General features: G+C 64.7%; 22 protein-coding genes and 1 tRNA gene. 18 read left to right on the top strand and 5 right to left on the bottom strand.

Annotated features, from left to right (window positions below; translation table 11 throughout):
* Nucleotides 1–74: 74 nt before the first annotated feature.
* Nucleotides 75–983 (top strand): hypothetical protein, encoded by a 909-nt coding sequence (locus V6X30_RS07500; protein WP_367983998.1) that lies wholly within the window; start codon nucleotides 75–77, stop codon nucleotides 981–983.
* On the opposite strand, the gene V6X30_RS07495 is transcribed toward V6X30_RS07500, so the two are convergent.
* Nucleotides 953–1762: a class I SAM-dependent methyltransferase gene (locus V6X30_RS07495; protein ID WP_367983997.1), complete on the bottom strand. Its 810-nt coding sequence runs from the start codon at nucleotides 1760–1762 to the stop codon at nucleotides 953–955. The genes V6X30_RS07500 and V6X30_RS07495 overlap by 31 nt on opposite strands.
* A 26-nt stretch (nucleotides 1763–1788) precedes the next feature.
* Between V6X30_RS07495 and V6X30_RS07490 the strand changes: the two genes are divergently transcribed.
* The 6 genes from V6X30_RS07490 (at nucleotide 1789) to V6X30_RS07465 (ending at nucleotide 8600) form a co-directional block, all read left to right on the top strand.
* On the top strand, nucleotides 1789–3588 hold the full coding sequence (locus tag V6X30_RS07490) for a PHA/PHB synthase family protein (protein ID WP_367983996.1): 1800 nt from the start codon (nucleotides 1789–1791) through the stop codon (nucleotides 3586–3588).
* Nucleotides 3563–4072 (top strand): 5-(carboxyamino)imidazole ribonucleotide mutase, encoded by a 510-nt coding sequence (gene purE, locus V6X30_RS07485; RefSeq protein ID WP_367983995.1) that lies wholly within the window; start codon nucleotides 3563–3565, stop codon nucleotides 4070–4072. The genes V6X30_RS07490 and purE overlap by 26 nt, the downstream gene beginning before the upstream one ends.
* Nucleotides 4069–5208, top strand: coding sequence for a 5-(carboxyamino)imidazole ribonucleotide synthase (locus V6X30_RS07480; RefSeq protein ID WP_367983994.1), 1140 nt, complete (start codon nucleotides 4069–4071; stop codon nucleotides 5206–5208). Before purE ends, V6X30_RS07480 begins: the two co-directional genes overlap by 4 nt.
* Before the next feature lie 41 nt (nucleotides 5209–5249).
* Entirely contained in the window at nucleotides 5250–6143 is an 894-nt protein-coding gene (locus V6X30_RS07475; RefSeq protein ID WP_367983993.1) for a recombination-associated protein RdgC, read from the top strand.
* 278 nt (nucleotides 6144–6421) lie between these two features.
* On the top strand, nucleotides 6422–7375 hold the full coding sequence (locus V6X30_RS07470) for a sulfurtransferase (protein WP_367983992.1): 954 nt from the start codon (nucleotides 6422–6424) through the stop codon (nucleotides 7373–7375).
* Between the two features lie 13 nt (nucleotides 7376–7388).
* Nucleotides 7389–8600: a YeeE/YedE family protein gene (locus V6X30_RS07465; RefSeq protein ID WP_367983991.1), complete on the top strand. Its 1212-nt coding sequence runs from the start codon at nucleotides 7389–7391 to the stop codon at nucleotides 8598–8600.
* 119 nt (nucleotides 8601–8719) lie between these two features.
* Here V6X30_RS07465 and V6X30_RS07460 read toward each other — a convergent pair whose 3' ends face one another.
* Nucleotides 8720–9745 carry a histone deacetylase family protein gene (locus V6X30_RS07460; RefSeq protein ID WP_367983990.1) on the bottom strand — a complete coding sequence of 342 codons (1026 nt, stop codon included), beginning with the start codon at nucleotides 9743–9745 and terminating at the stop codon, nucleotides 8720–8722.
* Nucleotides 9746–9832: 87 nt separating this feature from the next.
* Nucleotides 9833–9909: transfer RNA gene (locus V6X30_RS07455), tRNA-Arg, on the bottom strand.
* Between the two features lie 108 nt (nucleotides 9910–10017).
* On the opposite strand from V6X30_RS07455, the gene V6X30_RS07450 reads away from it, so the two are divergent.
* Nucleotides 10018–10527: a c-type cytochrome gene (locus V6X30_RS07450; protein WP_367983989.1), complete on the top strand. Its 510-nt coding sequence runs from the start codon at nucleotides 10018–10020 to the stop codon at nucleotides 10525–10527.
* Nucleotides 10528–10552: 25 nt separating this feature from the next.
* Here V6X30_RS07450 and V6X30_RS07445 read toward each other — a convergent pair whose 3' ends face one another.
* Both V6X30_RS07445 and V6X30_RS07440 read right to left on the bottom strand, forming a co-directional pair.
* Nucleotides 10553–12556 (bottom strand): monovalent cation:proton antiporter-2 (CPA2) family protein, encoded by a 2004-nt coding sequence (locus tag V6X30_RS07445; protein ID WP_367983988.1) that lies wholly within the window; start codon nucleotides 12554–12556, stop codon nucleotides 10553–10555.
* Nucleotides 12557–12588: 32 nt separating this feature from the next.
* Nucleotides 12589–13851 carry a D-amino acid dehydrogenase gene (locus V6X30_RS07440; RefSeq protein ID WP_367983987.1) on the bottom strand — a complete coding sequence of 421 codons (1263 nt, stop codon included), beginning with the start codon at nucleotides 13849–13851 and terminating at the stop codon, nucleotides 12589–12591.
* A gap of 216 nt (nucleotides 13852–14067) precedes the next feature.
* Between V6X30_RS07440 and V6X30_RS07435 the strand changes: the two genes are divergently transcribed.
* From V6X30_RS07435 to urtB, 10 genes are all read left to right on the top strand, one after another.
* Nucleotides 14068–14376, top strand: a complete 309-nt coding sequence (locus tag V6X30_RS07435) for a hypothetical protein (protein ID WP_367983986.1) — start codon at nucleotides 14068–14070, stop codon at nucleotides 14374–14376.
* Nucleotides 14376–15230, top strand: a complete 855-nt coding sequence (locus V6X30_RS07430; protein WP_367983985.1) for an urease accessory protein UreD — start codon at nucleotides 14376–14378, stop codon at nucleotides 15228–15230. The genes V6X30_RS07435 and V6X30_RS07430 overlap by 1 nt, the downstream gene beginning before the upstream one ends.
* A 9-nt stretch (nucleotides 15231–15239) precedes the next feature.
* A complete protein-coding gene (locus V6X30_RS07425; RefSeq protein WP_367983984.1) occupies nucleotides 15240–15575 on the top strand; it encodes an urease subunit gamma in 336 nt (111 codons plus the stop codon).
* Nucleotides 15572–15880 carry an urease subunit beta gene (locus V6X30_RS07420; protein ID WP_367983983.1) on the top strand — a complete coding sequence of 103 codons (309 nt, stop codon included), beginning with the start codon at nucleotides 15572–15574 and terminating at the stop codon, nucleotides 15878–15880. The genes V6X30_RS07425 and V6X30_RS07420 overlap by 4 nt, the downstream gene beginning before the upstream one ends.
* Nucleotides 15877–17580, top strand: coding sequence for an urease subunit alpha (gene ureC / locus V6X30_RS07415; protein WP_367983982.1), 1704 nt, complete (start codon nucleotides 15877–15879; stop codon nucleotides 17578–17580). Before V6X30_RS07420 ends, ureC begins: the two co-directional genes overlap by 4 nt.
* A gap of 9 nt (nucleotides 17581–17589) precedes the next feature.
* Nucleotides 17590–18093, top strand: coding sequence for an urease accessory protein UreE (gene ureE, locus V6X30_RS07410; protein ID WP_367983981.1), 504 nt, complete (start codon nucleotides 17590–17592; stop codon nucleotides 18091–18093).
* The gene (locus V6X30_RS07405) at nucleotides 18086–18766 is read left to right on the top strand and encodes an urease accessory protein UreF (RefSeq protein WP_367983980.1); all 681 of its coding nucleotides are present in this window, start codon (nucleotides 18086–18088) and stop codon (nucleotides 18764–18766) included. Before ureE ends, V6X30_RS07405 begins: the two co-directional genes overlap by 8 nt.
* A 25-nt stretch (nucleotides 18767–18791) precedes the next feature.
* On the top strand, nucleotides 18792–19418 hold the full coding sequence (ureG, locus tag V6X30_RS07400) for an urease accessory protein UreG (protein WP_367983979.1): 627 nt from the start codon (nucleotides 18792–18794) through the stop codon (nucleotides 19416–19418).
* Nucleotides 19419–19608: 190 nt separating this feature from the next.
* Nucleotides 19609–20925, top strand: a complete 1317-nt coding sequence (gene urtA, locus V6X30_RS07395) for an urea ABC transporter substrate-binding protein (RefSeq protein WP_367983978.1) — start codon at nucleotides 19609–19611, stop codon at nucleotides 20923–20925.
* Nucleotides 20926–20997: 72 nt separating this feature from the next.
* Complete coding sequence (gene urtB, locus V6X30_RS07390; RefSeq protein WP_367983977.1) at nucleotides 20998–22620, top strand: urea ABC transporter permease subunit UrtB; 1623 nt, start codon at nucleotides 20998–21000, stop codon at nucleotides 22618–22620.

The following is a 22620-nucleotide window of genomic DNA, read 5'->3' as shown; positions in this document are numbered from 1 at the left end:
TCGGGCCCTTCTTTTTTTAGGAACAGACCTGTTCCGGGATGACCCCGGCCGCTCGGCAAGGTCACAATGGGGGTATGGATTCGACCGCTGCCGAACGCCGCCATCGTGCCTTCCTGGCTGCGGCGCAGCTGCGCTACCCCTGGCAGTTCCGTCAGCGTGGCCGTGCCGGGGACAGTGACCCGGTGGCCGTGGATGTGCCGCCTGGCTGGTATGGGCTGCTCGAGCACCTTTTCGAAGCGGTTGAGCAGACGCTGCCGGCCGCCGAACATGGTGGGTTTCGCTGGCGAAGACTGCGTTCCCGACAGGGCACTATCGAGGTGGCCTACGATGGTGTACGGGAATCCGTCTCTCCGCTGGTGGCCACTGCTCGCGAGACAGCGGCGGTCACCTGTGAGCGCTGTGGTCGTCCCGGCGCCCGGCGGGAGGTCGCCGGCAGCTATGCGGTGAGTTGCAGGCGGGATTATCTCGACCGACTGCTTGACCGACATCCCGGCGGCGAAGGTGGGGCGCGTCAGTGGTGGACCAGCCCTCAGCCAGGGCTGGGCGGGCGCAGCCCGGCAACCATGGTGCAGAGCGGCGGGCCCCCGGAGATGCTGGTTGAGCAGGCGTTGCGCCTCGCGATGCCGGCCACGCCCAGGCTCAACGGTGCGCATCGGCAGAGATTGCAGGGTGCCTGGCCGGTGCTCAGAGAGGCTCTCGGTGAGGGTCTGCGCAGTCTGCGGCTTGCCGAATTCGAGCCCGCCCGGAGGCGCGGCGCGACACTCATTGGTCTGATGGCGGGTGAGGCTGATGCGTCTGCCCAGGCCGCCGCCGTCAATCGACTTGCCCGTAATGGCTTCAGTGACCTGCGCCTGCGCCTCGTCGGCCAGCCGGATCTGGTCCGCCCGGCCCGAGCCATCGATCCATGGTCCTGCATGCTGGCCGTTGAAGCATCAGTCACCATCCCGCGCCATCAGCCTACCTTGCCGCCGTTTGCTCGGTAGACATCGAAACGCGTGCTGCGCCCGGTGAGTCGGTAATCGGGCGTAATGCCAGCCAGCGCTGGCGCTCGCCGATGGCGCTTCACCACCACCCGGTTACACGCTGCTGTCCTGGCTGCCTCGAACAGCTCGGCGTCGGACTCAGGCGGTCCCAGCAACGCCTGCAGCAGGGCCAGTTCCTTGCCGGCAGCGGCACGCCGCCGGCCCTTGTACATCGGATCGAGATAGACCGTGTCCGGTTTCTCGTCGGTGCCATGACCGCGCAGCCATTCGACAGCCTCGATGTGGATGGCCGTCATGCGCGACACGATATCCTCAGCGCCTCCGCCTGCGGCCCGCCGCAGTCCGTCGACGAGTAAGGCGTACACCACGGCAGAGCGTTCCAGCAGGATGATTTGGGCCCCCGTCGCGGCAAGGATGAACGCGTCACGGCCCAATCCGGCGGTGGCATCAACGACCCGCGGGCAAGACCCACCGCCAACGCCGCAGGCACGGGCAATCGCCTCACGTTGGTGGCGTTGTCGGGCCATGCGGAATCCCTGCGCACCGCGGAGGAATTCGGCTCGCATGCAGACAGGTGGACGCAGGGCACGGCAGAGCGCCAGGCCATTGCTGTCAGCGGTGAGATAGAGGCCGTCCCGGGGCGGTGTGTCGACGGGCTCGGTCGCCAGCCACTCATCGACGATGCGCAGGCTTGCCGGATCGGCGTCAGCGGTGGCGATCAGCGGAAGGGTCCGGCAAGTTTGTGGCGCTTTGTCGCAGTGCCGTATGATCTTTCTCACCTGTTCGCTCGGAGGCGATACGCATCATGACTGAATCCAAGAATACCGGAGTGCCGGAGGTCGATCCCAACGAGCTCACGCGCTCACTCACCGAAATTGCCGGCCGCAGCCAGCAGTTGGTCAAGGATTTCCTGGCTCGTCAGGAGTCGGGCCAGCAGCTTTCCATGGATGACGCATTGCACATGAGCAAGCTCTTCCAGGATCTGTATGCCCGTCTGATGGCCGATCCGGTCCAGCTGGTGCAGGCGCAGATGTCATTCTGGCAGGACTACATGTCCCTGATGCAGAACCAGACGCTGCGGATGATGGGCGTTGACAGCGAGCCTGTTCGTGAGCCGGCGAAGGGCGACAAGCGCTTCGCTCATGAGGGCTGGGAGGAGAATCCGTTCTTCGATTTCGTCAAGCAGTCCTACTTGCTGACCGCGGATTATCTTCATCACACCGTCAACAACGTCGAGGGGCTCGACGAGAAGACCCAGCGCAAGATCGACTTCTACACACGCCAGTTCATCAGCGCCACATCGCCTTCGAATTTCCTGGCGACCAACCCGGAAGTACTCGAGCGCACGGTCGAGACCCGCGGTCAGAATCTGCTGGACGGGCTGAACAAGCTGCTTGAGGACCTTGAGCGGGGCAACGGCACGCTCAAGATCCGTCAGACCCATCCCGAGGCCTTCGAGGTCGGCAAGGATCTGGCGGTGACGCCGGGCAAGGTGATCTATCAGAACGAGCTGATGCAGCTCATTCAGTATGAGCCGGCCACCGAGCAGGTGGCCCGGCGGCCGCTGCTGTTCGTGCCACCCTGGATCAACAAGTACTACATACTCGATCTCCGGCCCAAGAACTCGCTGGTCAAGTGGCTGGTGGAGCAGGGCTATACGGTGTTCGTCATCTCCTGGTGCAACCCGGATGCCGATCTGGCCGAAAAGCAGTTCGAGGACTACATGAAACTGGGGCCGCTGGCGGCTCTTGATGCCGTCGAGCAGGCCATTGGCGAGCGCGATGTCAATATCATTGGTTACTGCCTCGGCGGCACACTGCTGGCCTCGACCCTCGCCTGGATGGCCGAGCGCGGCGAAGGTGGCGTGAACAGCGCCACTTTCCTGACCACCCTGCTCGACTTTGACAGCCCGGGCGAGCTCGAGGTCTTCATTGATGAGGAGCAGCTGCAGTCGCTTGAGAAGCAGATGAATGAGCGCGGCTATCTGGCGGGAAATCAAATGGCCTCGACCATGTCCAGCCTGCGCTCGAACGATCTGATCTGGTCGTTCTTCGTCAATAACTATCTCAAGGGCGAGGATCCGTTCCCCTTCGACCTGCTGTTCTGGAATCAGGATTCCACCAACATGCCCGCGCGCATGCATGCGTTCTATCTTCGCAACATGTACCTCGAGAACAAGCTCAAGGAGCCGGGCGGCATCACCCTTGATGGTGTGCCCATCGACCTCGGCAAGGTCGAAGTGCCGTCATACTTCGTCTCCGCCAAGGAAGATCACATCGCGCCGTGGCATGCCTGCTACCGAGGGTCGCGACTGCTGGGCGGACGCACGCGGTTCGTACTCGGTGGCTCGGGCCATATCGCCGGAGTGATCAATCCGCCCGAGAAGCAGAAATACGGCTACTGGCTCAACGGGCGCAACCCCAAGGATCCAGATGCCTGGTTCGATGGCGCGAAGCATCATGAGGGCTCGTGGTGGCTGGACTGGGTGAAGTGGTTGCAGCCCAAGCGTGGTGGGGAAGTGCCGGCGCGCACCCCGGGCGATGGCAAGCTCAAGCCCATCGAGGATGCACCGGGTCATTATGTGCGGGAGCCCAGCAATGGCTGATGACGCGCCACGAGTGGGCATCATCATGGGCAGCCGTTCCGATTGGGAAACCATGGCCCATGCCGATACCCTGCTGAAGGAGTTCGGCGTGGCGCATGAGTGCCGGATCGTGTCGGCTCACCGGACGCCGGCGCGCATGAATGAGTATGCCGCGACGGCGCGGGAGCGCGGGCTGAGAGCCATCATCGCCGGTGCCGGTGGCGCGGCGCACCTCCCCGGCATGGTGGCGGCGCAGACCACTGTTCCCGTCCTTGGTGTGCCGGTCCAGAGCCGTGCACTGAAGGGGCTGGATTCTCTGCTCTCCATCGTGCAGATGCCCGGTGGCGTGCCCGTGGCGACATTCGCAATCGGTGAGGCGGGGGCGCGCAACGCCGCGCTTTTCGCCATCTCCATGCTGTCGAGCGAGGATAAAGGGCTGGCGGAGCGGCTCGAGGCTTATCGCGAGGCACAGGCCCGCAAGGTGATTGAGGACGAGCTGCCTTGAGCCCACCGATTCTCCCCGGTGCCACGATCGGTATCCTGGGTAGCGGTCAGCTCGGCCGGATGCTCGCCCAGGCGGCCCGTCGCATGGGTTATCGGGTCGAAACCCTCTCTCCCGGGACCGATACCCCCACGGGTCAGATCGCTGAGCGGGAGCTCGTCGCCGACTATGACGACCTGGATGCGATCGCCGCGTTCGCCCGCGATGTGGATGTGGTCACCTTCGAGTTCGAGAATGTCGCCTCCGCTGCCACCGAGGTGGCGGCCCGTCATGCGCCGGTGCGTCCGCGTGGCGAGGTGCTGCACATTACCCAGAACCGACTGCGTGAGAAGCGGGCCCTGGCCGCGGCCGGTCTGCCAACGGCGCCGTTCGAGGCGGTGGATGATCGGCAGGGGCTCGCGGTGGCGGTCTCACGGATCGGCACGCCCTGCATCCTCAAAACGGCCGGTTTCGGATATGACGGCAAGGGTCAGGTCCGCCTCGACGCGGATACGGATCTGGAGTGGGCCTGGCGGTCGATTGGCGACGGTCCGGCGGTCCTCGAGGGTTTGGTGGATTTCGAAGCCGAACTCTCGGTAGTCGCCGCCCGCGGGCTGGATGGTGGGCTGGTGGATTTCGGCCTTATCGAAAACCGTCATGCCAATCACATCCTGGACGTGTCGATCGCCGACATGCCGGTGGGTGAGGCGCAGACGGACAGGGCGCGGGAAATTGCCGCAACCATCATGGAGCAGCTCGACGTGGTCGGTGTTCTTTGCGTTGAACTGTTCCTCACGCGTGGTGGCGAGCTCCTGGTCAATGAGCTTGCGCCCCGGCCGCACAACTCCGGGCATCTGACCATTGAGGCCTGCCCGAGCAGTCAGTTCGACCAGCAGCTGCGTGCGGTCTGTGGTCTGCCACTCGGTGAGACGACTCGCAAGGCCCCGGTTGCGATGGCCAATCTCCTCGGCGATCTCTGGGAGGGCGGTGAGCCTGACTGGGCCGCTGCTCTCGCCGATCCGGCTGTCAATCTGCATCTCTATGGCAAGGCAGCCGCACGCCCAGGCCGCAAGATGGGCCATCTGACCGCATTCGGTGACCATCGCGATGATGCGATGCGCCGGGTCGTGGCGGCCCGCTCGGCGTTGAAGGCCGAATAACGCTCTTGTCTCCCTCCTGATAAAGGAAACTTCGACGAACAATGTGGTTTCGCAATCTCTGCGTCTATCAACTGGCCGATGCCTTCAGTCTTGACGCCGCACAGCTCGAGGACCGACTCAGCGCCGGTATCTTTCATCCGGTCGGCGGTCATGATCCCGAATCCCGCGGCTGGGTCCCACCACTGGAGCCCGGCGGCGAGCAGCTCGTGCACGCATCAGGACAGCGGTTGATGATCTGTCTGCAGACCGAGACCCGGGTGTTGCCTCCGGCGGTGGTTCGCGAAAACGTCGACGCGCGCATTGCCGAGCGTGAGGAGTCGATGGGAAGACCGCTTGGACGCCGTGAGAAGGCCCGGTTGAAGGAAGAGGTAACGCTGGATCTGTTGCCGAGAGCCTTCACCCGCAGCAAGCGCGCTTATGCCTACCTGGATCTGCAGGGCCGCTGGCTGATCGTCGACGCTGCGACCTGGCGCGAGGCAGAGTTGCTGACCGACGATCTGCGGGCCCTGCTGGGCAGTCTGCCTATCCGACCCCTGCAGACTGATAGCGCACCCCATCAGGTGATGACCGAATGGCTGGCGCATGACCGCTTTCCGTCAGACCTTGAACCCGGGGAAGAGGCCGTCTTCGAGGATCCGAAGACCGAGGGGGCCGAGATTCGCTGTAAGCGCCAGGATCTGCGCAGCGGCGAGATTCGTGGTCACATCAAGGCCGGCAAGCGCGTACGCCGTCTGGCGTTGACCTGGGACGGCCGTATCAGTGCCGTGCTGGATAGCGACCTGTCGATTAAGCGGCTCAGGTTCACTGACGTAGTCCAAAGCGACGCCGACGACCGGGAGGCAGAGACTCCAGCCGAGCGGTTTGACGCGGATTTCGCCATCATGACCGGCGAGTTGACACGATTCCTTCCCCGGCTGATCGCGTGGTTCGAGTAGGTTAGCCGGCACGTCGCCCGTCATTCGGGCAAAAAAAAGCCGACGCTGTGGCCGGCCAAGAGGAGGAGAGTCTGTATCGGGCACCTGGCCCGACGTTGTCGATAATAGTAAGTAATAACTTTCGGGTGAGGAATAGCCATTGCGGATGACCACCTATGAACACGGGGACTAAATCCGGTTATAACCCAATATTCTATCTATAAATCCAATCTGTCCTTAAAGCTGCTAAAAAATCCGATACGCTGGCCAACTTACAAATTCTTGACCGGAGTGTCGTCATGTCCGTCACGCACCATTCCATTATTGCCGCTGGCTTCGCGGGTATGCTGGCCGCCACCACTGCACACGCCGGGCCCGAGGTCGGACCGCTGGTTGAGCCGGAATGGCTTTCCGAGCATCTCGAGAATCCCGATGTCGCCGTGCTGGATGTGCGTTCGGCGATTGACGGAACGGATGCCGCAGGATTCGAAGCCGGACATATTCCGGGTGCGGCTTACGCCAGTTATACGGGTGCCGGTTGGCGGGTGGCCGAGGGAGCTGTCCCCGGCAAGCTGCCTCCGGTGGATCGGCTCGAGGCATTGATTGGCTCACTCGGCGTGGACAACGACGACACGGTTGTCGTCGTGCCGGCGGGTGTCGGGTCGACGGACTTCGGCAGCGCGGCCCGGGTTTACTGGACCCTGAAATACCTTGGGCATGAGGACGTCGCGATTCTCAACGGCGGTTACCGTGCCTGGGTCGATGCCGGTGGTGAGGTCGCCACTGGCGAGGCATCGGTGACCCCGGCGACCTTCAACGCGGAGTTGCAACCCGAGCTGCTGGCCGATACCGCCGACGTGGCCAATGCCGATTCGAGTGGCAGTCAGCTCGTTGATGCCCGTCCGGCGGCTCAGTATGCCGGTCAGGCGAAGCACCCGGCAGCGCGTGCCGCGGGCACCATCCCCGGCGCGGCCAGCCTGGAAGAGCGGTTACTGGTAGAGCAGGACACGGCAACTTTCATCGACACCGATGAAGTGAATCGCCTGATCGAGGTGGCCGGCATCGAGCAGAACGGCCCCGTGGTGTCTTTCTGCAACACGGGTCACTGGGCAGCCACCGCCTGGTTTGCCCTCTCCGAGGTGGGCGGGCTCGAGGACGTGGCGCTCTACGATGGCTCGATGACCGAGTGGACGCAGGACCCGGCGAGGCCCCTTGTTCAGGGTCAGCAGGCACTCAGTCAGCTATTGCAGTGAGGCCTGACCGTCGATGAGTACCCTCGCCGAGGCCATTAACGGGGAGACTGTAGGCGATAACCCGCGCCGTCCCCGCGTTGACCGATACGTGATCAGCGTGGCCGGTGTCGGGGCACTTATACTCGGTGGCCTGATCTGGCAAGTCGGCACGCCGCGCCTCGTCTGGCTGTATGTTATCGGCGCCGGGCTGGGCGTGGCGCTCTATCACGCGGCGTTCGGCTTTACCGCAGGCTGGCGCAACTTTATCGTCCGCAGGCGCAGCCGGGGCCTGCGGGCGCAGCTGCTTCTGCTGTCCGCTGCGTCGGTGTTATTCATCCCTGTTATCGCGAGTGGTCATGCCAACGGTGCGATTGCGCCAGTGGGCGGCTACATCGTGCTGGGCAGCTTTCTGTTTGGTCTCGGGATGCAACTGGGTGGCGGCTGCGGTTCGGGTACGCTGTTCACCGTGGGTGCCGGCAACCGGCGCATGCTGATCACGTTAATCGCGTTCATTGGCGGCTCGGTGCTGGGAACCCTGCATCTGCCCTGGTGGCTCGACAGCCCTGGGTTGGGCCCGGTGGATCTGGTGGCGTCACTGGACCCGCTGGGCGGGGTGCTGCTTCAGGTGAGCGTACTCCTTGCGCTTGCCTGGGTTCTCTCGGCGGTGGAGCGTGACCGTCATGGCAGCGTCGAAAGCCTATCCCTTCGCCCCGAAAGAAGCTGGCTACAGACGCTGATCACCGGCGGATGGCCACTGCTCTGGGGCGTGATCGCGCTGGCGGGGCTTGGGTTGCTCACGCTGCTGGTCTCCGGCACGCCCTGGGGCATCACCTTCGCCTTCGCCATCTGGGGCGCCAAGGCATTGGCTGCCGCGGGAATCGACATGTCGCAGTTCACCTACTGGAACTGGCCTTATCCGGCGCAGGCACTGGAGCAGAGCATCCTGCTCAACGTGACGTCGGTCATGGCCCTGGGTCTGCTGTTTGGCGCCATGATCGCGGCGGGGCTTGCTGGACGCTTCAACGCCGGCAGCCAGAATCGGCTCGGGCCGCGCAATGTCTCGGCAGCGGTCATTGGCGGGCTGTGCATGGGCTATGGCGCCCGCCTTGCCTTTGGCTGCAATATCGGCGCCTTCTTCAGTGGCATCGCCTCGGGCAGCCTGCATGGCTGGATCTGGTTCGCTTTCGGTTTCCTCGGCTCCATCGTGGGGGTGGCACTGCGCCCACGGTTCGGGATGAGCAACTGACATGGCCCGTCAACGCCCGCCCTACAGTCGTCTGGCGTTGCTCACGACGGTGGCGGCCATTGTGGTGCTGGTGACGCTGGATTACCTGGTCAGCGCCACCACCTGAACGAAGCCGGCTTTCACCGCCCGTCCTTCAATAGACCGCCCAACAGGGCCTCCGTGTTCTTCGCCAGGCTGTCGTAGTGGTACCCGCCTTCCTGAATGACCACAGTGGGAAGACCTAATGCCCCGACCCGCGAGCCCAGCGTACTGATATCCGCAGACTGGACACCGATCTTGGCCTGCGGGTCTTCGTAGTAGATATCGAAGCCGTTGGAGAAGACCAGGGCGTCTGGTGAGAACAACCGGATCGCGGCCAGGGCCTCATCAAGCCGTCCGAAGAAGGCCTCGGCATCGGAGCCGTGGGGCAGTGGCAGATTGATGTTGTAGCCGTAGCCGGCACCCGCGCCACGTTCCTCCTCGAAACCGGTCACCACCGGGTAGAAATTGGTCGGGTCCCCGTGAATGGAGATATAGAGCACGTCATCGCGCTCGTAGAAGATCTCCTGGATGCCCTGTCCGTGATGGACGTCGGTATCCAGCACGACGACCCGGGGGAAGCGTTCACGCAGTGCCTCGGCAGCGATCGCCGCATTATTCAGATAGCAGAATCCACCAGCGGCATCGACGCGGGCGTGATGGCCCGGCGGGCGGCAGAGGGCGAAACTCAGGCTGTCGCCGCCGAGGACATCATCGGCTGCCGATAGCGCCCCCTGTGCCGACCAGTAGGCGGCTTCCCAGGTATGCTCCCCGACCGGGCAGCTGCCGTCCGCCAGATACCGGGCGGCTTCGGCCAGGATCCCGCGTAGCGCGTTGGGCGAGCGCACGAAGATATTCGACAGCACCTCGTCGCCCCAGTCCTCGGGCATGGCCTTCCAGCGGCGATGACAGGATTCCAGGAATCGCAGGTAGCCCAGGTCATGGATGCGGCTGATCGGCTGGATGCCATGGTCATGGACATCCGCCACCTGCACGCCGGCACGCTCCAGTCCAGCACGGATATGCCCGGTGCGCTCAGGAATTTCCTGGGGCGCCCGCATCTGGCCCCGCGTGAAATAGGTGCGGGGGTGATGGAGATCCTGACGGCTGTCGAAATACGCTTTCACGATGGCTGTTTCCTGCAAGGTTGTTGGCTGCTGATGTCGACAGATTACCAGCGCGGTGGCCTTGCGGGATATGCTCGGATGGGAAGGTGGCGCGCCCGGCAGGAGTCGAACCTGCGACCTTCGGCTTCGGAGGCCGACGCTCTATCCAGCTGAGCTACGGGCGCAACTTGATCCTAGTTTACCGCTTGCGTACGAAGTGGCATACCCCCAGTTTGCCGGTCCGGGCAATGCCGCTATACTCCTCCCCAGTTGGAAAAATTGAGGATAGTCAAGTGAGCGCTGAGCAGGACAGTGTCTTCGTTCGTAACTTCGCCCTGGTGATCGCCGGCCTGGTCGGTGTCACCGTACTGCTCATCGTAATCGCGAACTCCCTGTTCGGTGATGAGGATCCGGCGCGTCAGGAACTCGCCGAGGAGCGGGCCGCGGCCAACCTGGAGCGTCCGTTTGCGGTGCGGCTCAGCGGTGAGCCTGCACCTGCCATCGCCTCGGCAGAAGAGCCGGCCGATGCCGGCGGCGTCACCGAGGTGCGCAGCGGCGAACAGGTGACGCAGGCGGTCTGCATTGCCTGTCATCAGGGCAACTTCCTGAATGCCCCGGGCATTGGGGATACCGGAGGCTGGGGTGAGCGCATCGACAAGGGCTGGGAAACGCTGACCATCAATGTCGTCAATGGTTACGGGAACATGCCGGCCCAGGGCGGCGCGGCCAGCGAAGAGGAAATCCGCGCGGCCATCGAGTGGATGATCGAGGATCAGACCGGCCTGGAGATCCCCGAGTCCTGATCGGTCGACAGCCGGCGGGTCGGTGTCAGACCCGTCCCGCCGCGGCGGCCTCGGACTCTCCGCCAAGCAGCATGTGCTCGGCATGCTCGAGCGCTTCGGGGTTGCCGTAGAGAACCAGCACATCGCCATCCCGTAGAACCGTCCCCGGGTCAGGCTGGGGGCCGCGGATACCGCCGCGACGAACCGCGGTGACGGTCACGCCAATATCCTCCAGCCGCACGTCGGCCAGCCGACTGCCAATGGCACTGGCCTTGCCGTTGAGCGTGACGGCATGCAACTGCTCCCGAAAGCGGCCGGCCTTCTCCATGTCCACCCGCTCGGCACCGTGGAAGTAGCCCTTGAGCAGTCGATAGCGATCGCCCCGCACCTCGCGGACCTTTCGGAACACCCTCGCCATGGGGACGCCAAGCAGGGCTAGCACGTGTGATGTGAGCATCAGGCTTGCTTCGAGGACTTCCGGCACTACGGCGGTGGCACCCGCCTCCTCGAAACGCTCTATCCAGCGGTCATCGCGGGTTCGGACCAGGACCGGGATGTCGGGCCGCTCGGCCCGTGTGCGCTCCAGCACCTTGAGCGTGGTGCCGGGGCTGTCGAAGCTCAGGACCACCATGCGCGCCCGGCCGAGACCCGCTGCGTCGAGTATCTCGCGACGTTCGCAATCACCGTAGCTGACGGGTTCACCGGCGCTGCGCGCTTCCTGAACGCGTTCCGGGTCGAGATCGAGCGCGATATAGGGCAGTCCCTCCTGGTCCAGAAAGCGGCCGATATTCTGGCCGGTCCGACCGTACCCGCAGAGGACGACATGGTCAGACAGCAGGTCTGCGACCCGGGTGACATCGGACTCGGCCTTGGCCGGGTCCACCGCGCTGCGGGGAGATCCGAGCACCCGTTCCACCAGTCGGTCGTTGTGACGGATGAGCAGCGGTGCGGCGACCATGCTGACCACGATCGCGGCGAGCACCAGTTGGCTGTTCTGAGGTGTCATGAGATTGTCGCTGATGGCAAGCGCGATCAGCGCGAAACCGAACTCGCCGCCATTGGCGAGAATGATGGCCGTGCGTCCGGCGTCTCTCGGCGCATCCACGCTTCGGGCGACGGCGTAGACCAGCGCGAGCTTGGTCGCCATCATCCCGGCGGCGATCAGCAGCACCCAGTGCAGCCCGGTGAGGAGCACCGGCAGGTCGATGACCATGCCGACGGTAATGAAGAAAAAGCCGAGCAGGACGTCCCGGAATGGTCGAATGTCGGCATCGATCTGATGCCGGTATTCTGTCTCACCCAGCATGATTCCGGCCAGGAACGCGCCCAGCGCCAGTGACAGGCCGGCGAGGTAAGTGGCCCAGGCGGCCGCGATGGCGATGAGCAGGACCGTCAGGGTGAACAGCTCGTTGGAGCGCGCCTGTGCTACCTCGTGGAAGATCGGCCGCAGGGCCTTGCGGCCGATCCAGACCATCGCGGCGAATACGGCGATTCCCTTGAGCAGCGATATTCCCAGTTCTGCGCTCAGCGAGTGATCGCTGTTGCCGGCCAGAATCGGAATGGCAATCAGCAGCGGGACGACGGCCAGGTCTTGGAAGAGCAGCACACCGACGGCCCGACGACCGTGCCGGGTATGAATCTCGAGCTGTTCCGTCAACTGTTTGGTGACAATGGCCGTGGAGGACAGCGCCAGTGCGCCACCCAGCACGACGCCTATTTCCGGCGATCCAGTGAGCCACCAGGCGACCAGACCGAACAGCGCCAGGCAGACCAGCACCTGGCTCGCGCCCAGCACACCCACTGCCCAGCGCATGGCATGGAGCTGGGGGAAGGAGAATTCCAGGCCGATGGTGAACAGCAGGAAGACCACCCCGAATTCTGCGAGCAGGTGGGTGCCTTCCGTCTCCTGGAGCAGGCCCAGCGCCGACGGGCCGATGGCCATTCCGACCACCAGATAGCCGATGATCGGTGGCAGGGACAGGCGCCTGAACAGGGCCACGATCACCACGGAGGCGGCCAGCAGAATGAGAATACTGTGCAATCCGTGCATGTCGTTCGGCGCGCCCCTCCCGCGTCCCGGTCCTAGCCGTAGCGATCCAGTGTGAGCCCTGCCAGGTCAATGGCCGGCTCCCGGCCGCTGATGATATCAGCAACCACCCGACCGGCTCCGGCGGCGAAGGTCCAGCCCAGATGACCCGCACCGGTGTTGAGATAGAGGCCCGGGGTGCCACTCGGGCCAAGTATCGGCGGTCCGTCCATGGTCATCGGCCGAAGACAGGCCCAGCGTTCCGCTTCTGTCGTGTCCACTTCCGCAGCGAGCGCGGGGAAGTTGGCGAGGCCCTGGTGCAGCACGGTTTCGACCCGTTTCGGCCGGACGGTCTTGTCGTAGCCGGCAAACTCCGCTGTTCCAGCGATGCGCAGCTGGTCGCCCAGTCGGGTGATGACGACCTTGCGGCCGTCGTCAATGATGGGCAGGCGCGGTGCGCTCTCCAGGCCGGCCACCGACAGCGTTGCAGAGTAGCCCTTTACCGGCCGGATTGGCAGATGAATGCCCACCTGTCGGGCGAGGCGTGGCGCCTCTGCGCCAGTCGCGAGGACAAAGGCATCGGACTCGATGCGGCCCCTGTCCGTTTCAACGGCATGGACCCGCCCATCGCGGCATTCGAACCGGTGAACGGATTCACCCAGCCGCAGATCCAGCCCCCGCCGTGATGCGAGCTCGCCCAGCCGCTGGCAGAACAGTCGCGCATCGCCGCTGGCGTCGTCGGGGTAGAAAAACCCGCCGCTCAGGCTGCTTTCGATGCCCGCCAGCGCGGGCTCCCGGTCTATGATCTGCTCCGGCGTCAAGGCCTCATGGCGCACGCCGGCGTCCGCCATCAGAGCGCTGTCGGCTCGGGCCGTCTCGAGTTCTTCCAAACTGCGGAAAATCTTCAGTATGCCCTCGTGGCGCTGGGTGTAGTCGATGGCCACCTGCTGCTCCAGCTCACGCATCAGGGCGAGGCTATACACCGCGAGTCGCGCATTGACCGCTGTATTGCGGGCGTGATGGTGCGGACGGCTGTAGCGCAGAAATCCCAGACCCCAACCCGCCAGGTGCGGGATCTCCCGGGGGCGCAGCAGCAGGGGCGAGTCCTCGCGGCCGATCCAGCGCAGGAGCTGGCCGATGGCGCGGGGCGTGTTCCAGGGCTCGGCATGGCTGGCATGCAGCATGGCGCCGTTGGCATGGCTTGCCTCCGATGCCAGCTCCTCTGCCCGATCCACCAGCGTCACCGAGTGACCCTCGTCCAACAGATACCAGGCGGTGGTCACACCGACCAGGCCGCCACCAATCACTGTGATCTGCACGCAGACTCCTCGAAAAGTCGCGGTGAATTTGCGCCTGCTCCTGTTTGGGGCGGCGCCTCCTGAGCGTGACCCAGGTTGGTGCATAAGGCTCGCCCGCTCTCGGTGCGGAACGCACCGCTACCGTGCAAGCGCCTGTTTCGTCCCCAACTTTCCAACATGGCACGGGCTTTGCTCAAGAGATGGAGGAGTTATAAGGCAACGAAAAGGGATACGACGATGAAGCTGCGATCCATTCTCCTGGCCCTGGTCATGCTGGCAGCGCCGGGACTGGCTGTCGCCCATGCCACGGGCGGCAGCGACCATAGTCCCATGCTACTGCATTGGCACGCCGCAGACTCGGGGCTGGTTCTGGGCGTGCCGGCCTCTCTTCTCGGGAGTGCGATGCTGGCGCTTGCGGGCCTGTCACTTGCCGCTGGTGTGGCTTGGTTCGTGGCTCGCCGCTCGCGGCCGGCGCTGTTGACCTTCGGTAGTCTCTCGGCAGCGCTGGCGCTGACCGGTGCCGGGCTGGTCGCCGGTATCGTCTGATGGCCGTCGTTGCGGTGAATAATGCGCCGGCCCGCCTCCAGCGGACGGGCTGGCGGGCGCACCTGCGGCTCGGTTACACCGCGCATGATGATCGCACGGTGGTCAGCGATCGACGGCATGAGGGGCCACTGCGCGTTCAACGGCCATTCCACCCCGAAGGCGCACCCTGTCACAGCTACTTGCTGCACCCGCCCGGCGGTGTTGTTGGCGGCGATGGGCTGGACGTGGATATCGATGTCGGGCGCAAGGCCTGGACGGTGATCACGAGTCCCGGGGCCACCAAGTTCTATCGCAGTCTGGGCGGTGAAGCCCGGGTCGAACAACGGATCCGCGTGGCACCGGGTGGCGTGATCGAGTGGCTCCCGCAGGAACAGATTGCCTTCCCCGGCGCGATCGTCTCGTCAAGGACCTGTTTTGAACTGGCGCCGGATGCCCATCTTCTCGGCTGGGAACTGAACTGCTTCGGCCGGCCGGCCAGTACCCGGCCATTCGATCATGGCCGTTTTCGGCAACGCCTGGAGGTCTGGCGCGGCGATATGCCGGTGCTCCTGGAGCATGCACGCCTCGATGGCGGCGGCAAGGCCATGGCGGCGCCCTGGGGGCTTGGTGGGCATCAGGCAATGGCCACACTGGTGGCGTCACCGGCCGGCGCGGACGATATCAAGGCCCTGCGCGAGGCGTTGGTCGGTCTACCGGGCGAGGTGGCTGTCACCGGCTTCGATGACCTGCTGGTCCTGCGCTGGCGGGGCCCGGGCGCCCTGGAGGGCTATCAGCTCCGGGCCCGGGCCTGGGAACTGCTGCGGCCTCGGTTGCTCGATCGCCCGGCCTGTCCGCCACGTATCTGGAATACCTGAGGAGATCCCATGGAACTGACACCACGCGAGAAGGACAAGCTGATGCTTGCCACCGCTGCGATGGTCGCCGAACGACGCCTGCAGCGCGGAGTGCGGCTCAATTATCCCGAGGCCATGGCGTATATCGCTAATGCCATTGTTGAAGGGGCGCGTGACGGTCGTACCGTCGCCGAGCTGATGAGTGAGGGGACCCGCCTTCTGAACCGCTCTCAGGTCATGGACGGCATTCCCGAGATACTTCGGGAAGTGCAGGTGGAGGCCACCTTCCCCGATGGCACCAAGCTCGTCACCATCCATGACCCCATCGCCGAGGCGGGTCCCGTTCTGCAGGAGGTGAAGTCATGATTCCCGGCGAGATTCTGACCGACCCCGGCGAAATCGAGATCAATCGCGACCGCGAGCGAATCACGCTGCGGGTCGCCAATACCGGCGACCGGCCCGTGCAGGTCGGTTCGCATTATCACTTCCACGAGGTGAACCCCGCGCTGTCCTTCGATCGCGAGGCGGCGGTCGGTTATCGGCTGGATATCGCCGCCGGCACGGCGGTTCGCTTCGAGCCGGGCCAGTCCCGCGACGTGCAGCTGGTCGCCTATGCCGGTGAGCGCCGGGTCTACGGCTTCCGCGGTCAGATCATGGGAGCGCTTTCATGACATCGATTCCACGCGACGCCTACGCCGAGATGTATGGCCCCACCCAGGGTGATCGGGTACGGCTGGGGGACACCGAACTGATCATTGAGGTGGAGCGGGACCACACGCGCTATGGCGATGAGGTGAAATTCGGCGGCGGCAAGGTCATCCGCGATGGCATGGGCCAGAGCCAGGCCGCCGGTCATGCCGCAATGGATCTGGTGATCACCAATGCGGTGATCCTGGATTATCGCGGTGTGATCAAGGCCGATATCGGCATTCGCAACGGCCGGATCGCCGGCATTGGCAAGGCGGGTAATCCGGATACACAGCCGGGTGTGGATATCGTGGTCGGGCCGGGGACCGAGGTGCTCGCGGCCGAGGGCAGCATCGTGACCGCCGGTGGCATCGACGCCCATATCCACTTCATCTGTCCGCAGCAGATCGAAGAGGCACTGATGTCCGGAGTGACCACCATGCTGGGGGGCGGCACCGGTCCCGCCACGGGCACTAACGCCACCACCTGCACACCCGGGGTCTGGAATATCGAGCGAATGCTGGAGGCGGCGGATGCCTTTCCAATGAACCTGGGGTTCATGGGCAAGGGCAATGCGAGTCTGCCGGATTCCCTGCATGAGCAGATCGCGGCCGGCGCCATGGGGCTCAAGCTCCACGAGGATTGGGGAACCACGCCCGCGGCGATCGACAACGCGCTCACGGTGGCCGACGAGCATGATATCCAGGTGGCCATCCATACCGACACGTTGAACGAGTCGGGATTTGTCGAGGATACCATCGCCGCGTTCAAGGGACGGACGATCCACACCTATCACACCGAGGGTGCGGGTGGTGGGCACGCCCCGGACATCATCCGGGCCTGCGGCGAGAGCAATGTCCTGCCGTCATCCACCAACCCCACGCGCCCCTACACCCGCAACACCATCGACGAGCATCTCGACATGCTCATGGTCTGCCATCACCTCGATCCGGCGATTCCCGAGGACGTGGCGTTCGCCGAGTCGCGTATTCGCCGCGAGACGATTGCCGCCGAGGATATTTTCCACGATCGCGGGGCGTTCTCGATGATCGCATCCGATTCCCAGGCGATGGGCCGGGTTGGCGAAGTCATCTCCCGGACCTGGCAGACCGCACACAAGATGAAGGTGCAGTTCGGCCCCCTCGGCGAGGATAACGATCGCAACGACAACGTCCGGGCCCGGCGCTTTGTGGCCAAGTACACGATCAACCCCGCCATCGCCCATGGCATCTCGCACGAGGTGGGCTCCGTCGAGGAGGGCAAGCTGGCCGATCTGGTGCTCTGGAAGCCGGCCTTCTTCGGCGCCAAACCCGGCGTCATCGTCAAGGGCGGACTGATTGCGGCGGCGCCCATGGGCGATCCCAATGCATCGATTCCAACGCCGCAGCCGGTGCACTACCGGGGCATGTTCGGCGCCTATGGCGGTGCAGTGGGTCGGACGTCGGTGACCTTCTGTTCCCGGGCCGCGGTCGAGGCGGGCGTTGCCGAGCGCCTGGGACTGGCCAAGCGGGCCGTCGCGGTCGCCGGCTGCCGGAGCGTGGGCAAGCAGGATATGAAGCTCAATGACTGGCAGCCGGAGGTCAGCGTGGATGCGCAGACCTACGAGGTAAGGGCGGACGGCGAGCTGCTCACCTGTGAGCCGGCTGAGGTCGTTCCCCTGGCACAGCGTTATTTCCTTTTCTAGGGGGTGGACATGCTGCAGCTTGAAACGCGCCTCGATGCGTTGACGGAGGGCACGCCCATCGAGGGGATCCTGGTGCTGACCATCGCCCAGCGTGAACGCGCGCGGTTTCGTGCCACGCTGACCGATGGCCGTGATGCCGGCGTGATGCTGCCCCGCGGCGGTCCCGCCCTTCGCCATGGCGAAGGGCTTGCCGACGCCGAGGGTCGAGTGGTTCGCATCGAGGCCGCACCCGAGCCGGTCAGCACGGTGCGCGATGATGATCCCTGGCAGCTGGTACGGGCGGCCTATCATCTGGGCAATCGGCATATGCCCCTGGAAATCGGGGCGGGCTGGCTGCGCTATCGGCGTGATCATGTGCTGGACGAGATGGTCATGGGTCTGGGTCTGTTCGTGACGCACGAGGATGCGCCCTTTCAGCCGGAATCCGGCGCCTACGGTTCGGGCCATGGGCACGGCCACGGCCACGGCCACAGCCACGAGCATGGCCATGCAGGCGTGACCGCTCATGACTGATGTGTCGGTTATGGCAGAGCTGCGGCTCTGGCAGCTCATCAGCCCGGCGCTGCCGGTGGGCGCCTATGCCTATTCGGCGGGTCTGGAGACCGCGATCGAGTCGGGTTGGGTGAACGACGCCGACAGCCTGCAGCATTGGGTGGCCGGACAGCTCGAGGCGGGACTCGCCGGCCTGGACCTGCCGATCCTGCGCCGCCTTCATCGGGCCTGGGCGCGCGACGATCACGGTGCTGTGGCGATCTGGACCGCCCGCCTGCTGGCGTCCCGGGAGAGCGCCGAATTGCGGTCCGAGGATGTCCATATCGGTCGGGCGCTGGCGCGCCTGCTGGACAGCCTTGGCGTCGAAGCGGCAGCGGTGCTCGACCGTGGCAACGCCGTCAGCCTCGCGACCGCCTTCGCCCTGGCTGCGCACGCCTGGGATATCCCGGTCGATGCGGCCTGTCGGGGTTATGCCTGGGCCTGGTGCGAGAACCAGGTGGCCGCGGCGGTCAAGCTGATTCCGTTGGGGCAGAGCGATGGTCAGCGGGCACTCGCCAGCATCTCCGAAGCCATCCCGGCCGCCGTCAATGCAGCCGCTGCCCTGCCCGATGAGGAGATCGGTGCCACCACACCCGGCCTCGCAATGGCCAGCAGCTGGCACGAGACCCAGTACACGCGACTTTTCCGCAGTTGAATCACTGAATACGGAGCTTCAAGCCATGACACAGCACGCATCACCGCTGCGCGTAGGGATCGGTGGGCCAGTCGGTTCGGGCAAGACGGCCTTGACGCTCGCGCTCTGCCAGGCCTTGCGCGACCGCCTGTCCATCGCCGTCGTGACCAATGACATCTACACGCGCGAGGACGCGGAGTTTCTCGCCCGCCATGAAGCCCTCCCCGCCGGGCGAATCGTTGGCGTGGAGACGGGCGGTTGCCCGCACACCGCCATTCGTGAGGATGCCTCCATGAACCTCACCGCTGTCGCAGATCTCCAGCAGCAGTTTCCGGATCTCGACGTGGTATTCATCGAGAGTGGTGGCGACAACCTCTCGGCCACCTTCTCGCCGGAGCTCTCCGATCTGACGATCTATGTCATCGATGTCTCCGCGGGCGACAAGATTCCCCGCAAGGGCGGACCGGGGATCACGCGCTCGGATCTGCTGGTGATCAACAAGACCGACCTGGCGCCCCAGGTGGGGGCGTCCCTTGACGTCATGGACCGGGACAGCCGTCGCATGCGGGGCGAGGCGCCGTTTCTCATGACCAGCATTGTCGGTGGCGAAGGGGTGGAGGCCGTCATCGATTTCATTCTGCGTGAAGGAATGCTGAACGCAGCAGTGGCCTGAGCTGCACCCGATTTGTGCTGGGGTGCGGTGCATTGCACCAGTAAAGGGAAGCGTGGCCGATGCCGTTCTCTTCGCAACCATGCCGATCGCACATGGCACTGGGTTCTCGGGAGTTGGCATGCATGCTGCAAAGCCGCAGTGGGGGCCGGCAAAGCGGCGGCCCGAATCTTCCACTCACAGGGGGTTAATAATGATGAAACTGAGTATGCTACGTCGCCGGGTGGTGACGTCGGCCGCAGCCGGGGCACTGGCGCTGAGCGGTCTGGTCGGTGGTAACGCGATCGCGCAGGACGACCCGATCAAGGTCGGTGTGCTGCACTCGCTCTCCGGCACCATGGCGATCAGCGAGACGGCGCTTAAGGAAACCATCGAAATGCTCGTCGAGGAGCAGAACGAGGAGGGCGGCCTCCTCGGGCGTGAACTCGAGACCGTGGTGGTCGATCCGGCATCGGACTGGCCGCGCTTCGCCGAGCAGGCCCGTCAGCTGCTTGAGGATGATGAAGTCGACGTGGTTTTCGGCACCTGGACGTCGGTATCCCGCAAGTCGGTACTGCCGGTGTTCGAGGAGCTCAACGGGCTGCTCTTCTATCCGGTGCAGTACGAGGGTGAGGAGTCGTCCGAGAATGTGTTCTATCTCGGGGCGGCCCCCAACCAGCAGGCCATCCCCGCGGTGGACTACCTCATGGACGAGGTCGGGGTGGAGCGCTGGGCCCTGCTCGGCACCGATTATGTCTACCCGCGCACCACCAACAAGATCCTCGAGCAGTACCTCATGGATCACGGGGTGGCCGCCGAGGACATCATGATCAACTACACGCCGTTCGGGCACTCCGACTGGCAGAGCATCGTCTCCGAGGTCCGCGAATTCGGCAGCCAGGGCAAGAAGACCGCTGTCGTCTCGACGATCAACGGCGACGCCAACGTGCCGTTCTACACCGAGCTCGGGAATCAGGGTGTGTCGGCGTCGGATATCCCCGTGGTGGCCTTCTCGGTGGGTGAGCAGGAGCTCGCCGGCATCGATGCCGAGCCGCTGGTGGGGCACCTGGCCGCCTGGAACTACTTCATGAGTGCGCCGACCCGCGAGAACCTCGAGTTCATCCAGGCGTGGCACGAGTTCAAGGGTGACACCAGCGCCGTGACCAACGACCCGATGGAAGCCCATTACATCGGCTTCAACATGTGGGTCGAGGCGGTGCGCCGGGCCGGCACCACGGACGTGGACGCGGTCAAGGAGGCGATCATCGGCGTGACGGTGCCGAACCTGACCGGCGGTTTTGCCACGATGATGCCCAACCATCATGTCACCAAGCCGGTCATGATCGGCGAGATCCAGCCCGATGGCCAGTTCGCGGTGGTCTGGGAGACGGCCGGCGAGGTGGCGGGCGATGCCTGGTCCGACTATCTGCCGGAGAGCGCCAACATCATCGCCAGCTGGCGTGAGCCACTGCTTTGCGGCAACTACAACGTCGAGAGCGGTGAGTGCTCCGGTCAGGACTACGGCGACTGAGCCGACCAGTCTGATTCGATGCGAACGCATGCCCCGTCGGCCGGCGGGGCATGCCTTTCAGGATAAGGAATCATGCAACGAAACCCGGGCTACTGGCAGCTTCTTGTCGGCCTGTTTCTGGCGGTCACGGTCTGCGCAACCGCTCAGGCCCAATCTGACGATGCGGCGTTTGCCGAACAGGTCGCCGCGCTGAATGCGCGTAGCTTCGATGACAAGGCGGCCGCCGCGAGGGCGATTGCCGGGAGCGGCCACCCACGGGCGACGACCATTCTCCAGGCGCTGCTCGACAGCAGCCTCTACTTTCGGGTGATCGAGGGTGACGTGGTGCTCGCGGAGGCGACTGATGAGGGGTTCGCGCTCACCGACCCGGTCACCGGAGAGGCGGCCGGCTCCGCCACCCAGTACGAGGTGCGTCGGGTCGTGATCAATAACGCGATTCGCGGTGAAGTCCGGGACCTGCTGGCCCGCAGCGGTCTGACCAGCGATGACCCGTCTGTCCGTCGTGAGGCGGTCCGCCAGCTCCTGGACAACCCTGATCCCGCGATTGCCGAGCAGATTGGCGGGCTGATCGACGAGGAGCCGCGTGCGGACATCCGGCGTGACATGGAGCTCGTGATTGGTTTGTCCCGCCTGCAATCCGGGGCGCCCGCTGATCGGCTGCTGGCGCTGGAGTCACTCCGCGGTTCCCTGGCGGATCGGGTCCGGAACGAGGTCCGTACCCTTGCCAACGATGACCCGGACCCGGCCGTACGCGCCGAGGCGGCACAGATACTGACAAACATCGAGGACCGTCGGGAACTCTGGGGGCTGGCCGAACAGGTCTTCTTCGGCCTGTCGATGGGATCGGTGCTGATGCTGGCGGCCTTCGGGCTGGCCATCACCTTCGGCGTCATGGGCGTGATCAACATGGCTCATGGCGAGCTCATCATGCTGGGCGCCTATACCACCTATGTGGTCCAGCAGCTGATGCCGAATCACATCGAGTACTCGATCCTGGTGGCGATTCCGGCGGCCTTCCTGGTAGCGGGCAGCTTTGGCGTCGCCATCGAGCGGGGCATCATCCGCTTTCTCTACGGCCGTCCCCTGGAGACTCTGCTGGCAACCTTCGGTCTCAGCCTGATCCTCCAGCAGCTGGTGCGCACCGTGTTCTCACCGCTCAACCGGCGCGTGAGCACGCCCGACTGGATGGCCGGCTCCATCGAGGTGAATGCCGCGTTCAGCCTGACCCTGAACCGGCTCTACGTCATCGCCTTCGCGCTGCTCGTATTCCTCGGGCTGATGGCGATCTTCAAGCGCACGACGCTGGGCCTGCGGGTTCGTGCCGTCTCGCAGAACCGGGCCATGGCGAGGGCGGTTGGCGTGAGCTCGGCGCGTATTGATGCGCTGACCTTCGGGCTCGGCGCGGGCGTGGCCGGGCTGGCCGGTGTCGCGCTCTCTCAGCTGACCAATGTCGGGCCCAACCTGGGGCAGGGCTACATCATCGACTCCTTCCTGGTGGTGGTCTTCGGTGGCGTCGGCAACCTCTGGGGCACGCTGGTGGGTGGCCTGTCGCTGGGTGTGCTGAACAAGTTCCTTGAACCCCAGACCGGAGCGGTGCTGGCCAAGGTACTGGTGCTGGTGTTCATCATCCTGTTCATTCAGAAGCGCCCGCAGGGCCTTTTCCCGCAGCGCGGCCGTGCCGCGGCGGAGGGTTGA

Origin of the sequence: Spiribacter sp. 1M189, assembly GCF_040838345.1 — a bacterium.
In the GTDB taxonomy this organism is placed as follows: domain Bacteria; phylum Pseudomonadota; class Gammaproteobacteria; order Nitrococcales; family Nitrococcaceae; genus Spiribacter; species Spiribacter insolitus.
The sequence above is the reverse complement of the archived record's forward strand: the minus strand, read 5'-3'. Positions and strand labels throughout refer to the sequence as shown.